The sequence below is a fragment of the Streptomyces sp. cg36 genome, from assembly GCF_041080675.1.
In the GTDB taxonomy this organism is placed as follows: domain Bacteria; phylum Actinomycetota; class Actinomycetes; order Streptomycetales; family Streptomycetaceae; genus Streptomyces.
The window spans coordinates 2,816,881-2,832,118 of the sequence record NZ_CP163520.1 but is presented as its reverse complement, the minus strand read 5'-3'; the positions used below and the strand labels follow the sequence as shown (position 1 = coordinate 2,832,118).

Genomic DNA, 15,238 nt, shown 5'->3' with positions numbered 1-15,238 from the left:
CCGCTGTCCACGATGTGGGACAACTGTCTCAATCTCGGTTGACAGTGGACAGCGGGGCTTTGCATAGTTCTTGCCATGCCGCACCGCCCCGTCACCCCCGCCCGCGCCGCCATCGAGCTGGCGCTGATCGGCGTGACCGGGCTCTGCGTCGCCGACGTTCACTGTTGCTGACGCCCGCCCGCGCGCCCCTCCTTCTCCTCCCTCCGCGCCCGGGTACTCCGTCTCCGTTCCTTCGCGGGCGCGCAGCTTCCCTCTTCCTTTCGGCCTTCGCCGAAGATCCATGACGCCGTCATGGGCCGGGACCGACGCCCGCGTCCCCTTTGCCCCTGTACGGCAGTCACCGAGAGGTCTTCAGTCCGATGCGCCAGATGTCCGGAAACGTCGCAAGAGCGGCAGCGATAGCCGTGGTTCTCGCCGTGGGCGCCGTCGCCTGCGGCCCCGACGACAGCGGCGCCAAGAACGCCGGGGGCGGCTCGGACGCCAAGCCGCAGAAGGGCGGCACGCTCTCCGTCCTCAACAACGAGCCGCAGACCGACTTCGACCCGGCGCGGCTCTACACCTCCGGCGGCGGAAACGTTCCGTCCCTGGTCTTCCGCACGCTCACCACCCGCAACCGCGAGGCGGGCGCCGAGGGCACCAAGGTCGTCCCCGACCTCGCCACCGACACCGGCAAGCCCAACGCCGACGCCACCGTGTGGACGTACACCCTCAAGGACGGCCTCAAGTACGAGGACGGCTCGCCCATCACCACCGCCGACATCAAGTACGGCATCGAGCGCTCCTTCGCGGCCGAGCTCTCCGGCGGCGCGCCCTACCTGCGCGACTGGCTGGTCGGCGGCGACAAGTACGAGGGCCCGTACAAGGACGGCGGCAAGGGCCTGGCCTCCATCGAGACGCCCGACGCCAAGACCATCGTCTTCCACCTGAACAAGCCCGAGGGCGAGTTCCCGTACCTGGCGACCCAGACCCAGTTCGCGCCGGTCCCCAAGGCCAAGGACACGGGCACCAAGTACGAGTCGCACCCCGTCTCCTCCGGCCCGTACAAGGTCGTCAAGAACGAGAGCGACGGCGAGCACCTCGTCCTGGAGCGCAACACCAACTGGTCCGAGGCCACCGACGCCGAGCGCAAGGCGTACCCGGACACCATCGACGTCCGCTCCGGTCTCGACGCCTCCGTCATCAACCAGCGGCTCTCCGCCTCCCAGGGCCCGGACGCCGCCGCCGTCACCACCGACACCAACCTCGGCCCCGCCGAGCTCGCCAAGATCGGCGGTGACAAGGCGCTCGCCGGGCGCGTGGGCACCGGCCACTTCGGCTACACCAACTACATCGGCTTCAACCCGAAGGTGAAGCCGTTCGACGACCCGAAGGTGCGCCAGGCCATCGCGTACGCGGTGGACCGCAGCTCGGTCGTCAACGCGGTCGGCGGCTCCTCGCTCGCCGAGCCCGCCACCACCTTCCTGCCCAACCAGAAGGCGTTCGGCTACACCGAGTTCGACCACTTCCCGGCGGGCGCCTCCGGCAACGCGGCCAAGGCCAAGGAGCTCCTGAAGGAAGCGGGCCACCCGGACGGCCTCACCGTCACGCTGACCCACACCAACGCCAAGGGCGGCCCCAAGGGCCCCGAGGTCGCCACCGCCCTCCAGGACGCCCTGAAGAAGGCCGGGATCACGGTCAAGCTCCAGGGCCTGGAGGCCAACGACTACAACGACACCATCCAGAGCGTGGACAAGGAGCCCGGCTTCTTCCTGCGCGGCTGGGGCGCCGACTGGCCGTCCGGCGGCCCGTTCCTCGCGCCGATCTTCGACGGCCGCCAGATCGTCAAGGACGGCGCCAACTTCAACACCGGCTTCCTGGACGACCCGGCGGTCAACAAGGAGGTCGACGAGATCAACAAGCTCACCGACCTCGCCGCCGCCGCGCCGCGCTGGGGCGCCCTGGACAAGAAGATCGGTGAGCAGGCCGTCGTGGTCCCGCTCTTCCACCCGGTCTACAAGCGCCTGGTCGGCAAGGACGTCAAGAACGTCGTCATCAGCGACTGGACCGGTGTGCTCGACGTCTCCCAGGTCGCGGTCAAGTAGTCATGAGTGAGGCCCTGTTGGCCTCGGAGACGGGAGCGGCCCAGGTGGCCGCTCCCGCTTCGGGGGCCCGTCAGTTCTGGCGGCGGCTGCGCGCCCAGCGCGCCGTGACCGTCGCCGCCGTCGTCTTCGCGCTGCTCGTGCTCGTCGCGCTCGCCGCGCCCCTGCTCACCGCCCTGGAGGGGCAGGACCCGAACACCTACCACCCGGCGCTCGTCGACTCCGTCGCGGGCGGCGTCCCCAAGGGCGCGTTCGGCGGGATCAGCTCCGAGCACTGGCTCGGCGTCGAACCGCAGACCGGCCGCGACCTGTTCGCCCGGCTCGTCTACGGCGCCCGGGTCTCCCTCGGCGTCGCCTTCATCGCCACCCTGGTGCAGGTCTTCATCGGGGTGAGCCTCGGACTGCTCGCCGCGCTCGGCGGACGCTGGGCCGACCAGGCCGTCAGCCGGATCACCGATGTGATGGTCGCGCTGCCGCTGCTGGTCATCGGGCTCGGCCTGATCGCCGTCGTCCCGCAGTCCGTGCCCCGGCCCGTCCTGGTGACCCTGATCATCGCGCTGGTGCAGTGGTCCGGCATCTCCAAGATCGTGCGCTCGTCGGCGCTCAGCCTGAAGTCGCTCGACTACGTGGCCGCGGCCCGGCTGAGCGGCTGGGGCGGCTTCGCCGTCGCCCGCCGCGAACTGCTGCCCGCGCTCGCCGCGCCCGTCATCACCTACAGCGTGCTGCTCGTCCCCGCGAACGTCTCCGTCGAGGCGGCGCTGTCGTTCCTCGGCGTCGGCATCAAGCCGCCCACCCCGTCCTGGGGACAGATGCTCACCGACGCCAACACCTGGTACCAGTCGGCGCCGACCTATCTGCTGCTGCCCGCCGGGTTCCTGCTCGTCACCGTGCTCTCCCTGACCGTCGTCGGCGAGGGCGTGCGCACCGCGCTCGACCCGCGCGCGGCCTCCCGGCTCCGGGTCGGCGTCAAGTCCCGCAAGAAGAAGGAGGCATCGAAGTGACGGGCTTCCTGCTGCGGCGGCTCGCCGGTGCGGCCTTCGTGCTGCTCGCCCTCTCCGTCGTCGTCTACCTCGTCTTCTACGCCGCCCCCGGCAACGTCGCCCAGATCGTCTGCGGCGAGCGCTGCTCCCCGGCGCAGGTCGCCCAGGTGCACGACCGCCTCCAGCTCGGCGACCCCCTCTACGCGCAGTACTGGCACTTCCTCCAGGGCCTGTTCGTGGGACGCGACTTCTCCTCCGGCGTCGGCGTCGTCCACTGCGACGCGCCCTGCCTCGGCCTCTCCTACCGCCAGGACTCGCCGGTCACCGAGATCCTCCTGAACAAGCTGCCCGTCACGGCCTCGCTGGTGCTCGGCGCGTTCGTGCTGTGGATCCTGCTGGGCGTCGGCACCGGACTGCTCTCCGCCTGGAAGCGCGGCGGCGCCGTCGAGCGGACGCTGACCGGGATCACCCTGGTCGGCGTCTCCACCCCGGTCTTCGTGATCGGCCTGGTGCTGATCATCGTCTTCTGCTCGACGCTCGGCTGGCTGCCGTTCCCGCAGTACACCCCGTTCGCCGACGACCCCGAGCAGTGGTTCTGGGGACTGCTGCTGCCGTGGATCTCGCTGGCGCTGATCGAGAGCGCCAAATACGCCCGCCTGGTGCGCAGTTCGATGCTGGAGACCCTCGCCGAGGACCATGTGCGCACCTTCCGCGCGTACGGCGTGAGCGAGCGGGCCATCGTCGGCCGGCACGCCCTGCGCGGCGCGCTCGCCCCGGTGATCGCGCTCGGCGCGCTCGACGCGGGCTCGGCGGTCGGCGGCGCGGTGCTCACCGAGTCGCTCTTCGGACTCCAGGGCATCGGCAAGCTCCTGGTGGACTCGGTCCGCCAGGTCGACCTGCCGGTGGTGGTCGGCGTCGTGATGACGACCGGATTCTTCGTCGTACTGGCCAATGCCGTCGCGGACGCGCTGTACGTGGTGGCCGACCGACGGGTGGTGCTGCGATGACCGAGGTCAGCAACCAGGCCCTGGTGGAGGTCTCCGGCCTCTCCATCGACTTCGCCGGGAACCGGGCCGTCGACGGGCTCTCCTTCACGCTGGCGCCCGGCGCCGCCCTCGGCGTGGTCGGCGAGTCCGGCTCCGGCAAGAGCGCCTCCGCGTACGCCCTGCTCGGGCTGCACCGGGGCACCGGCGCCGTGGTCGAGGGAACCGTGAAGGTCGCGGGCACCGACGTGCAGAACGCCTCCGACGCCGAACTGCGGCGGCTGCGCGGGGGAGTGGCGGCCATGGTCTTCCAGGACCCGCTCTCCTCCCTCGACCCGTACTACACGATCGGCGACCAGATCGCCGAGGTGTACCGGGTGCACCGGGGCGGCTCCAAGCGGGCCGCACGCGCGCGTGCCGTCGAGGTGCTCGACCGCGTCGGCATCCCGGACGCGGCCCGCAAGTCCCGCTCGCGCCCGCACGAGTTCAGCGGCGGCATGCGCCAGCGCGCCCTCATCGCGATGGCGCTCGCCTGCGAACCCAGGCTGCTGATCGCCGACGAGCCGACCACCGCCCTCGACGTCACCGTCCAGGCCCAGATCCTCGACCTGCTGCACGGGCTGCGCCAGGAGACCGGGATGGGGCTGCTGCTGGTCACCCATGACGTGGGCGTGGCGGCCGAGAGCGTCGACGACGTCCTCGTCATGCGCCAGGGGCGCGCGGTGGAGCGCGGCCCGGTCCGGGACGTGCTGGGCGCGCCCGAGGCCGCGTACACCAAGGAGCTGCTGTCGGCGGTGCCGCGCCTGGACACCGCCAAGGCGGCCTCGGCCGCCCCCGGCGAACCACTGCTCGAAGCCCGCGACCTGCGCAAGGTGTTCGGCCGCGGCAAGTCGGCGTTCACCGCCGTCGACGGCGTCTCGCTCACCGTGCGGCGCGGCGAGACGCTCGGCGTGGTCGGCGAGAGCGGCAGCGGCAAGACGACGCTCGGCCGGATGCTGGTCGGTCTGCTCGACACCACCTCCGGCACGATCGCGCGCGAGGGCACGGCCGTCCAGATGGTCTTCCAGGACCCGGTCGCCTCCCTCAACCCCCGCCGCTCGATCGGCGAGTCCGTGGCGGATCCGCTGCGCGCCTCGGGCGTACGGGACGAGAAGCGCATCCGCGCGCGCGTGGGCGAACTCCTGGACCGCGTCGGACTCGACCCGGACCGCTACGACAGCTATCCGCACGAGTTCAGCGGCGGCCAGCGCCAGCGCGTGGGCATCGCCCGGGCGCTCGCGGCCGAGCCGCAGCTGATCGTCTGCGACGAGCCGGTCTCCGCGCTCGACGTCACCACGCAGGCCCATGTCACCGAGCTGCTGGCGGAGTTGCAGCGCGAACTGGGCCTCGGCCTGGTCTTCATCGCGCACGACCTCGCCGTGGTGCGCCAGGTCAGCGACCGGGTGGCGGTGATGCGGCGCGGCCGGGTCGTGGAGGAGGGCCCGGTCGAGGAGGTGTACGGCTCGCCCCGCGACCCGTACACGCGCCAGCTGCTGGCGGCCGTCCCGACGGTCGACCCGGTGCTGGCGGCCGTGCGCCGGGCGGCCCGCAAGGAGCTGCGCGAGCAACTGCGCGCGGAGGCCGACGCGGCACCCCGCGACGAAGTGGCCGCAGCCTGACGCAGAGTGACTTTCCCGCCCCGTAGCGCGACAGAACGCGACGAGGGAGCGAAAGTTACGTGCATTCACCCCTTCCGGTGGCGCGATGGACAACCGTCCATCGCGCCACCGGTGTATCCGCTTACGTTCTTCCCGCTGCGAGTCGCCGGTGCCACGGCGGCCGCCCACCAGGGAGATCGGGGGTGCGTACATGCGGGTCGGACTGCTCACCGACGGCGGATATCCGTACACGACCGGCGAGTCCAGGCTGTGGTGCGACCGGCTCGTGCGCGGGCTCGCGCGGCACGAGTTCGACATATACGCCCTGAGCCGTACGGCGGCTCAGGAGGAGCGCGGCTGGGTGGCGCTGCCGCCCCAGGTCCGCCGTGTCCGCACGGCCCCGCTCTGGGCCCCCCAGGACGGCGGCCACCCCTGGACCCGGGGCCGCGCGGGCCGGGCCTACGGCCGCCGCGAGCGGCACCGCTTCGCGGGCTGCTTCCGCGAACTGGCGGACGCCATCTGCGCGGACGGGACGCCCGGCGACCCGGGCCCGGCCGCCGACCGCCCGGCCCCCGCCCGGCACGCGCGCGAAGGCGCGGGAGGCGACCCGGGCCGGGGCGCGGCCGGGGGCGCGGGGCTGGCGGGGATGCCCGGAGTGGCGTTCGCGGGAGCCGCGTTCGTGGGCGGACCCGTCGCGGGCGCGGCCTTCACCCCCGAGGAGGAGGCCGCGACGGGCCCGGCCGCCGCCCCGGCCGGCGGGGCCGCCCGGTTCGCCGAGGCGCTGTACGGACTGGCCGACCTGGCCCGCGAGAGCGGCGGCCTGCACACCGCGCTCCGCTCCGAGACGGCCGTCCGCATCCTGGAGGCCGCCTGCCGCGCCCCGGGCGCCAACCGCGCGGTGGCGACCGCCCGCGTCCCCGACTACCTCGCCTTCGCCGACCTCCTGGAGCGCGCCCTGCGCCCGCTCTCGCTCGACTGGTACGACGAGGCGGGCCTCGGCGACGTCGACCTCTGCCATGCGGCGGGCGGCGGCTCCGCCGCCCTCCCCGGTCTGCTGGCCAAACGCTTCTTCGGGGTCCCGCTGCTGGTCACCGAGTACGGGGTGCAGCTGCGCACCCAGTACCTCGCGAGCAGCGAAGTGCCCGCCCCCGTGCGCGCGTTGCTCGCCGCCTTCCACCGCCGTCTCGCCGTCGAGGTGTACGAGCGGGCCGCGCTCATCACCCCCGGCAACACCCACACCCGCCGCTGGCAGGAGAAGTGCGGCGCCGACCGCGCCAAGCTGCGCACGGTGTACCCCGGCATGGCCGCCGAGCGCTTCCAGACGGTCGGCGAGGAGCCGAACGGGGGCGACCCCGCCACCCTGGTCTGGGTCGGCCGCATCGACCCCACCAAGGACCTGATCGCCCTGCTGCACGCCTTCGCGGAGGTCCGCCGGGCCGAGCCGGACGCCCGCCTGCGGATCTTCTACGCGGCCCGGCCCACCCCGTCGTACGGCCCCGCCGCGAGCGTTCGCGGGGGCCGGGGAGAGCCTGCCCCCGACGGGCAGGCGTCCGGCACGGACGGGTACGCCTACGGACGCGGGCCCGGGGCCGGTGGCCCCTGCGGCCCGGACGGCGGCGCGGGCGGGTTCGGGACCGGCGGGTTCGGTACGGGCGGGACCACGAGCGCCCCGGCCGGACACTCCGGGGCCGGGCACGCCGCCCCCGGCGGTCAGGGGTACGGCCCGGCCGCGTACGGCGGCTTCGGCGCCGGCGGGGCGCACGGGTACGCCGGTGCCGCCGGACTGCCCCCCGAGTCGGCCGCCTACCTCGCCCACTGCCGCGCCCTCGCCGCCCAGCTCTTCCCCGACGAGGCCGCCGACGCGCACGCGGTCGGCGACAACCCGGTCTCCTTCGAGGAGATCGGCGGCCCGGAGGCGCCGGAGCTCGCCGACGCGTACGGCTCGGGCAGCGTCGTCGTCCTCTCCAGCGTCGTCGAGGGCTTCCCGGTCAGCCTGGTGGAGGCGATGTTCTGCGGCCGGGCCACGGTCTCCACGGACGCGGGCGCCGTGGTCGAGGTCATCGGCGGCACCGGTCTCGTCGTACCGCCCCGCAACCCGCGCGCGCTCGCGGACGCGTGCGTGGCGCTGCTGCGCGACCCGGAACGCCGCGAGCGCCTCGGCGCCGCCGCCCGGGCCCGCGCCCTCGAACTCTTCACCGTCGAGCAGAACCTCGCGGCATTTCGCGGCATTTACCTGGAGCTGATGTCGCACTGCCCGGTCCAGCGCGACACGCTCGACGGCAGCGGCGACCCGGTGCCCTTCGCCCACCCCGCCGAGGCCCACGTCCCCGGCAACTGGACGGCGGCGACGGCCCCGGCCACCGGGCGCGCCCCGAGCTGGGCGGACCCGGCGGCGCGTACGGAGGCCGCGTCCCGCCCCCCGGCCGCACCGAAGACGCCCGCCGCCCGCACCGACACGGCACGCCTCGACACCGCACGTACGGACGAAGCCGCACGTGCCGACAACGCCGTGCACCTCGACGACACCGTGCGCCTCGACACCGCACGTACCGAAGAAGCCGTGCGTGCCGACGACACCGTGCGCCTCGAAGCCGTGCGCGCCGACGCCGCACGGCGGGCCGGTGCCGCGCCCGTGCAGCCGGTGTCCAGCGGTGCGGAGCCGACCGTCGTGATCCCCCGGGCCTCGACGTGCCCGGGCTGCGCGCACCAGACGGCCACGGCCCCCACGCTCACGGACCTGACCGTCACCGGCCTCTCCGTCACGGACCTGACCGTCACCGATCTCTCCGTCACCGACCCGCCCGGCTTCGGCTCCGCCCACGCCGAGGAGGCGACGCGATGACCCCGCCCACCACCCGCCCGACGGACGGCCCCGCCGAGAGCGACATCCCGCGCGCCCCCGAGAGCGCCGGCGCCTGGGACATCCGCTCGGAAGCCCTGCTCGCGGACCCGGTACCGAGACGTCCCATCCCCTCCCAGGCGCTCGGCAGCGAAGTCGAGTCGAGGGAGGACGCGGCCACGGACGACGCCCCCAACGGGGAAGCCGCGGAAGGGGATTCGGGCCCCGCCCCGACGAAGGCCGCGAGTACGCGAGCGGCCCCGGCCACCCCCGCCCCCGGCACTCGCCCCCGGCGCGGACCCGCCGACCCCGTCAAGGCCCTCATGCACCGCCATCGCGAACTCTGCGAACGGGCCGTCGACCCACTGGAGATCGCCGCCGGGCTCGAAGCGCACGGGATGACCGACCGCACCGCCGCCCGGTTCCGCCACCGGGACGTCTTCTCGCTCGCCGAGGAGCTCTACGCGCGCGTGCCCCGGGGCAGCGAGCCGCTCCGCGACGACCCGGACCCCGCGCCCCCGCGCTCCGGCCGGGCGCTCAGGGTGCTCGGCGCGCTGCTGCCCGGCGCCCTGTGCGCCGTCACGGTGACGGCGGGTCGGCTCACCGTCGGCGGGGTGCGGCTGGCGGTGCTCGCCGCCGGTACCGCCGCCGTCGGCGCGGCCCTCGCCCACGCCCTGCGCCACGGCCCCCTGCGGGCCGGCCGGGGCGCCGGGCTGCCGTGGGCGCTCTGGCTCGCCGCCTACGCCGTCGCGGGCGACGGACTGCTCGACGCCCTGCTCACCGGCGGCCCCGACACCGGCCCCGGGGGCGCCCCGGGCGACTGGGCCGCCGACCCCGCCGCGGCCGTCGGACTCACCCTGGCCGTCGCCCCCGCCGCCTGGTGCGCGCGGCTCTTCGCCGTACGGGCCCGGCGCGGCCTGGTCACCAGCCGCGGCCTGGAGGAGTTCGCGGGCCGCTCCCGCCCGCTGCTGCTCGGCGCGGTCGCCCTCTACCTCGCCGCCCTCGCCGCGCTCCTCCTGATCGGTCGACTCGCGTACGGACACGGCTCGTTCGCGTCCGCCGCCGCGCCCGGCGCGCTGCTCTTCCTGGCCCGGCTGCTGGCGCTGCACGGCTTCGCCGCGCCCGCCGTGGCCGGGCTGCGGGCCGCCGCCTGCGCCGAGGCCGGCGTCCTCGCCCTGGTTCTCGCCGGGCGGCTGCCGGGCTGCGGCTTCCTGGCGCGGCCCGTCGAGGCCGCGGTCACGGCGGGCGGCGCCGGAGCCGTACCGGCCGCCCTGTGCGGCGCCGTCGCCCTCGTCCTGCTCGTCCGGGCCACCGCGGTCCTCGCCCGCGCCTCGGCCCACTCCGCACCTCCACCGACCCCCGAACAGCACTACACGCATTGACGCGCACTGATGCCCGAAGGAGAACGAGACACATGACCGCCCTGCCCCCGGCCTCCTGCCGACCGCACGGAAAGGCCGTGCGATGAGGGTGCTACTGCTCGGTGCCAACGGATATCTGGGCCGTTTCGTCGCCGACCGCCTGCTCGCCGACCCGGCCGTCCAGCTCACCGCGCTCGGGCGCGGCGACGACGCCGACGTCCGGTTCGACCTCGCCTCCGGCAGCCCGGGAGCCCTCACCCGCTTCCTGGACGCCGTCCACCCCGGGGTCGTCATCAACTGCGCCGGCGCCACCCGCGGCGGCGCCCGCGAACTGACCCGGCACAACACCGTCGCCGTCGCCACCGTCTGCGAGGCCCTGCGCCGCAGCGGCTGCGGCGCGCGCCTGGTCCAGCTCGGCTGCGCCTCCGAGTACGGACCCTCGCAGCCCGGCTCCTCCACCGCCGAGGACGCCGTACCGCGCCCCGGCGGCCCGTACGGCGTCAGCAAGCTCGCCGGTACCGAACTCGTCCTCGGCTCCGGCCTGGACGCCATCGTGCTGCGGGTCTTCTCGCCGGTCGGCCCCGGCACCCCCGCCGGGTCCCCGCTCGGCCGGCTCGCCGAAGCCATGCGCCGCGCCATGCAGTCCGGCGACGGCGAGCTCAAACTGGGCGGCCTGGGCGTGCAGCGCGACTTCGTCGACGTGCGCGACGTGGCGCGCGCCGTGCACGCCGCCTCCCTCTCCGCCGCCCAGGGCGTCGTCAACATCGGGACCGGCCGCTCGGTCAAGCTCCGCGACGCCGCCGCCGTCCTCGCCAGGGTCGCCGGATACGGCGGCGCGCTGCACGAGCTCGACGGGCCGCCCGGGCTGCGCGGCGGGGTGATCGGCGCGCCCCGCCCGTCCGCCGACGCCGTCCTGGAGCACCTGGCCGGGGCCCCGGCGCCGTACCCCGACGGCTGCGGGAGCTGGCAGCAGGCCGACGTCCGCACCGCGCGCGACCGGCTCGGCTGGCGGCCCCGGATCAATCTGGAGGAGTCGCTGGCCGACATCTGGATGGAGGCGGCGTGCCGCATCTGACCACCACCGGCGCCACGCGCGCGACGACCTCGGGCGGGGTCGGCTTCGGCGTCCCCGGCTGTGCGCACCCGCTGGTCGCCCCGGCCGAGTGGGCCGAGCTGACCCGGCCGGGCACCCCGCTCCACTGGACCGTCCTCAACGTCGCGGACGGCCCCGGCTCCCGCCCCGACCCGCACTGCCTGGAGGCCGCCGGGAAGCTGCGCAACGCGGGCGTGCGGGTCCTCGGCCACCTCGACTGCGCGCACGGGACCCGCCCCTTCGGGGAGCTGGTCTCCGACGCGCACCGCTTCCTCGACTGGTACCGGGTGGACGGCTTCCTGCTGGACCGCTGTCCCACGGACCGGGACGCGCTGGCGGAGGTGCGGCGCACGGTGTCCACCCTGCGCGCCCTGCGCGAGGGCGCCCACCTGGTGCTCGGCCAGGGCTCCCACCCGTATCCGGGCTACGCGGAGACCGCCGACCAGCTGGTCACCTTCAACGGGCCGTGGAGCGAGTACCGCTGGTCCCAGGTGGCCGAGTGGACCGCCGACCACCCGCCGGAGCGCTTCTGCCACTTCGTCCACGGGGTGCCCCGCAACCACCTCGAAGAGGCGCTGCGGGTCGCCCGCTGGCAGGGGGCGGGCACGATCTACTTCACCGACCGGGGCGACCGGGGAGGCCAGGACGACCCCTTCGAGACGCTGCCCGGCTACTGGGACGAAATTGTCTCGCGGATCGGACCTGGTATCTCGGAATGAGGAGTGCCGTGGCAGTGTTACGAAGAGAACAACCGTACTGACATACCGACCGACTGCGTAATAGAGGTTCACGTGTCGCTGCCACCCCTGGTAGAGCCGGCTGCCGAGCTCACCGTAGACGAGGTCCGCAGGTACTCGCGCCACCTGATCATTCCCGATGTCGGGATGGACGGGCAGAAGCGACTGAAGAACGCCAAGGTGCTCTGTGTGGGCGCCGGCGGCCTCGGCTCGCCGGCCCTCATGTACCTGGCGGCAGCCGGTGTCGGCACGCTCGGCATCGTCGAGTTCGACGAGGTCGACGAGTCGAACCTGCAGCGCCAGATCATCCACAGCCAGGCCGACATCGGCCGCTCCAAGGCCGAGTCCGCCAAGGACTCGGTGCTGGGGATCAACCCGTACGTGAACGTCGTCCTGCACGAAGAGCGGCTCGAGGCCGACAACGTGATGGACATCTTCAGCCAGTACGACCTGATCGTCGACGGCACCGACAACTTCGCCACCCGCTACCTGGTGAACGACGCGTGCGTGCTGCTGAACAAGCCGTACGTCTGGGGCTCCATCTACCGCTTCGACGGCCAGGCGTCCGTCTTCTGGTCCGAGCACGGCCCCTGCTACCGCTGCCTCTACCCGGAGCCCCCGCCGCCGGGCATGGTCCCCTCCTGCGCCGAGGGCGGCGTGCTGGGCGTGCTGTGCGCGTCCATCGGTTCCATCCAGGTCACCGAGGCCATCAAGGTCCTCGCGGGCGTCGGCGAGCCGCTGGTCGGCCGACTGATGATCTACGACGCCCTGGAGATGCAGTACCGCCAGGTCAAGGTCCGCAAGGACCCCGACTGCGCGGTCTGCGGCGCCAACCCGACCGTCACCGAGCTCATCGACTACGAGGCGTTCTGCGGCGTCGTGTCCGAGGAGGCCCAGGAGGCGGCGCTCGGCTCGACCATCACTCCCAAGCAGCTCAAGGAGTGGATCGACGCCGACGAGAAGATCGAGATCATCGACGTCCGCGAGCCGAACGAGTACGAGATCGTCTCGATCCCCGGCGCCAAGCTGATCCCGAAGAACGAGTTCCTGATGGGCAACGCCCTCCAGGACCTCCCGCAGGACAAGCGCATCGTGCTGCACTGCAAGACCGGCGTCCGCTCGGCCGAGGTGCTCGCGGTGCTGAAGTCCGCGGGCTTCGCGGACGCGGTCCACGTCGGCGGCGGCGTGATCGGCTGGGTCCACCAGATCGAGCCGGAGAAGCCCGTCTACTGAGCGAAGGGCCGGTCCCGGGCCCGTAGGACATTTGTCCTGCGGGACCCGGGACGGTCATCTCTGCCGAGGTCAGTGCCCCCTGAGCGAAGCTTTCTCCTGTCAGCGGGAGAGCGCACGCGAAGGGGGCACTGTGATGAGCACGGTGGCAATCGAGAACCAGGTCCGTACGGTCGGAGCCGAGGACGCCGAGGCGGGGTTCGGGGCGGAGGCCCCGGCCAGGGCGGAGACCGCGGTTCAGCCGGAGATCAAGGGCCTGCCCAACTGGTACTTCCCGCTGGTCGGTTGCTTCGCCGGGATCTTCGACATCGCGCGCGCGTACCCGGTGGTCTACTGGGCGATCCCGGTCGTCGCCGTCCTCAACATCGCGCTCACCCTCACCGTCCTCAAGGCGCGGATGCGCTACATGCGGGCGCTGTGGAAGAACAAGCGCACCCGCCTCCTCGCCCTCGGCCTGCTCGGGCTGCGCTTCGCGGTCCGCTTCGGCCTGGGCCTGGCCGGTCTCGCGATGGGCGCCGCCAGTGGCAGCCTGGCCGTCGGCATCGTGATGGCGGTGCTGGGCACGGCGATGGCCTGGGGCGACCAGTGGCTGATCCTGCGCACCCTCAAGCGCGCCCAGCAGGTCTGACGCACCCTCAAGCGCGCCCAGCGGGTCTGACGCACCCTCGACGGGCAGCGCCCGCTTGCCGGAAGCGCCCCGAACCGGGCCCCACGGCTACTGGCAGACGGTTCCCGCCGCTGGTGCCCTGCCGTCCAGCAGATACGAATCCACCGCGTCCCGCACGCACTTGTTGCCGCTGTTGTACGCGCCGTGGCCCTGCCCCTTGTACGTCAGCTCCACGCCCACCCCCGGGCCCAGCTTCTCCACCATGTGCTTGGCCCCCGCGTACGGCGTGGCCGGGTCGCCGGTGTTGCCGACGACGACGATCGGCGCCGCGCCGGGAGCGCTGACGTCGGGCGTGCTCCACTGGCCCGGCACCGGCCAGGCGGTGCAGCCCAGCAGGCCCCAGCCGAGGTAGTCCCCGAAGACGGGGGAGGCGGCGCGGAACTCGGGGAGCTTGGCCTTCGTTTGCTCCAGTGAGTAACGATCCTTGAAATCAGCACAGTTGATCGCCGTGTTCGCGGCCTGGATGTTGCTGTACGTGCCGTCCTTGGACCGGCCGTTCATCGCGTCCGACAGGGCGAGCAGCAGGGCGCCGCTCCCGCCCTCCGCCTCGTCCACGCCCTGTTCGAGGAGCTGCCAGTACTCCTTGGAGTACAGCGCCTGCGCGATGCCGTTGGTCGCCTCGGTCTTCGTCAGCATGCGGGTGCCGCTGGCCGGGATGGGCTGCTTGTCCAGGCCGGCGAGGAGTTTGACGATCCCGGCCTCGACCTCCTTCACGTTCGCCCCCGCGAGCTGGCACTTGTCGCCCCGGTCCACGCAGTCCTTGGCGAAGTTGTCGAGGGCGAGCTGGAAGCCCTTGGCCTGCCCGAGCGAGCCCTGCTCGGAGGTGCTGGTGGGGTCGACGACGGCGTCGAACACCGCCCGGCCGACGTTCTTGGGGAACAAGTGGGCGTACACCCCGCCCAGTTCGGTCCCGTAGGAGATGCCGAAGTAGTACAGCTTGTCGTCGCCCAGGACCTGGCGGATCAGGTCCATGTCGCGCGCGGCGTTGGTGGTGCCGACGTGGGGCAGGACCCGCCCCGAGTTGGACTGGCAGGTCGCGGCGAACGACTTCATGTTCGTCAGGAGGCTCTTCTCCTCGGCCGCGTCGCCCGGCATGAAGTCCTGGGCGAAGTAGCGGTCGAGCTGGCTGTCGCTCTCGCACTCCACGGGCGCGCTGGAGCCGACCCCGCGCGGGTCGAAGCTCACCAGGTCGTAGCGGGCCCGGAGCTTGTCGTAGTCGCTCGCGGCGGCGGGCAGGGTGGTGACCCCGGATCCGCCGGGCCCGCCGAAGTTGAAGACCAGCGAGCCGATGCGCTTGTCCTTCTCCCTGGCCTCGGTCCGGATCAGCGCCAGCTCGACCGACCCGGCGTCGGGCTTGGCGTAGTCGAGGGGCACGCGCAGGGTGGCGCACTTCCACTCGCCCCCGCCGGGCGGCGGCGAGGGCGCGTCCCCGGTCCCCTCCGCCTGGGAGGGCGCGCCGCACTTCTTCCAGTTCAGCTTCTGGGAGGCGAGCGACGACGCCTTGGCCGGGGACGACTGCTTGGTCCCGCCGTCGGAGCAGCCGGTGGCGGCGAGCAGGACGGCGGTGGTCGCGGTGGCGAGAGCGGCGGCACGCAGGGCGGCGGAGTTCTCCATGCTCCCCATCGTGCGGCCG

Annotated in this window: 12 protein-coding genes; 11 read left to right on the top strand and 1 reads right to left on the bottom strand. The window is 73.3% G+C overall.

The genetic code is table 11. The annotated features are described in order from the left end of the window. The first annotated feature begins 75 nt into the window (after positions 1–75). The 11 genes from AB5J87_RS12450 to AB5J87_RS12400 all read left to right on the top strand — a co-directional run bounded on the left by AB5J87_RS12450 (position 76) and on the right by AB5J87_RS12400 (position 13,566). The gene (locus tag AB5J87_RS12450) at positions 76–171 is read left to right on the top strand and encodes an Ms4533A family Cys-rich leader peptide (protein ID WP_361422807.1); all 96 of its coding nucleotides are present in this window, start codon (positions 76–78) and stop codon (positions 169–171) included. 188 nt (positions 172–359) lie between these two features. After that, positions 360–2,081, top strand: coding sequence for an ABC transporter substrate-binding protein (locus AB5J87_RS12445; protein ID WP_369376544.1), 1,722 nt, complete (start codon positions 360–362; stop codon positions 2,079–2,081). A gap of 2 nt (positions 2,082–2,083) precedes the next feature. Continuing rightward, complete coding sequence (locus tag AB5J87_RS12440; RefSeq protein WP_369376542.1) at positions 2,084–3,079, top strand: ABC transporter permease; 996 nt, start codon at positions 2,084–2,086, stop codon at positions 3,077–3,079. Then, complete coding sequence (locus AB5J87_RS12435) at positions 3,076–4,065, top strand: ABC transporter permease (RefSeq protein WP_369376541.1); 990 nt, start codon at positions 3,076–3,078, stop codon at positions 4,063–4,065. The genes AB5J87_RS12440 and AB5J87_RS12435 overlap by 4 nt, the downstream gene beginning before the upstream one ends. Further along, on the top strand, positions 4,062–5,699 hold the full coding sequence (locus AB5J87_RS12430) for a dipeptide ABC transporter ATP-binding protein (protein ID WP_369376540.1): 1,638 nt from the start codon (positions 4,062–4,064) through the stop codon (positions 5,697–5,699). Before AB5J87_RS12435 ends, AB5J87_RS12430 begins: the two co-directional genes overlap by 4 nt. A gap of 190 nt (positions 5,700–5,889) precedes the next feature. Then, on the top strand, positions 5,890–8,520 hold the full coding sequence (locus tag AB5J87_RS12425) for a DUF3492 domain-containing protein (protein WP_369376539.1): 2,631 nt from the start codon (positions 5,890–5,892) through the stop codon (positions 8,518–8,520). Continuing rightward, positions 8,517–9,899, top strand: coding sequence for a hypothetical protein (locus tag AB5J87_RS12420; RefSeq protein ID WP_369376537.1), 1,383 nt, complete (start codon positions 8,517–8,519; stop codon positions 9,897–9,899). Before AB5J87_RS12425 ends, AB5J87_RS12420 begins: the two co-directional genes overlap by 4 nt. An 82-nt stretch (positions 9,900–9,981) precedes the next feature. Beyond that, complete coding sequence (locus AB5J87_RS12415) at positions 9,982–10,953, top strand: NAD-dependent epimerase/dehydratase family protein (protein ID WP_369376536.1); 972 nt, start codon at positions 9,982–9,984, stop codon at positions 10,951–10,953. After that, the gene (locus tag AB5J87_RS12410; RefSeq protein WP_369376535.1) at positions 10,941–11,690 is read left to right on the top strand and encodes a spherulation-specific family 4 protein; all 750 of its coding nucleotides are present in this window, start codon (positions 10,941–10,943) and stop codon (positions 11,688–11,690) included. Before AB5J87_RS12415 ends, AB5J87_RS12410 begins: the two co-directional genes overlap by 13 nt. Positions 11,691–11,762: 72 nt before the next feature. Continuing rightward, entirely contained in the window at positions 11,763–12,941 is a 1,179-nt protein-coding gene (moeZ, locus tag AB5J87_RS12405; protein ID WP_369376533.1) for an adenylyltransferase/sulfurtransferase MoeZ, read from the top strand. Positions 12,942–13,074: 133 nt separating this feature from the next. Beyond that, complete coding sequence (locus AB5J87_RS12400; protein ID WP_369376532.1) at positions 13,075–13,566, top strand: hypothetical protein; 492 nt, start codon at positions 13,075–13,077, stop codon at positions 13,564–13,566. A gap of 87 nt (positions 13,567–13,653) precedes the next feature. Here the strand turns inward: AB5J87_RS12400 and AB5J87_RS12395 are convergent, their stop codons facing one another. Next, positions 13,654–15,219, bottom strand: a complete 1,566-nt coding sequence (locus AB5J87_RS12395; protein WP_369376531.1) for an alpha/beta hydrolase — start codon at positions 15,217–15,219, stop codon at positions 13,654–13,656. Between the last annotated feature and the right edge of the window lie 19 nt (positions 15,220–15,238).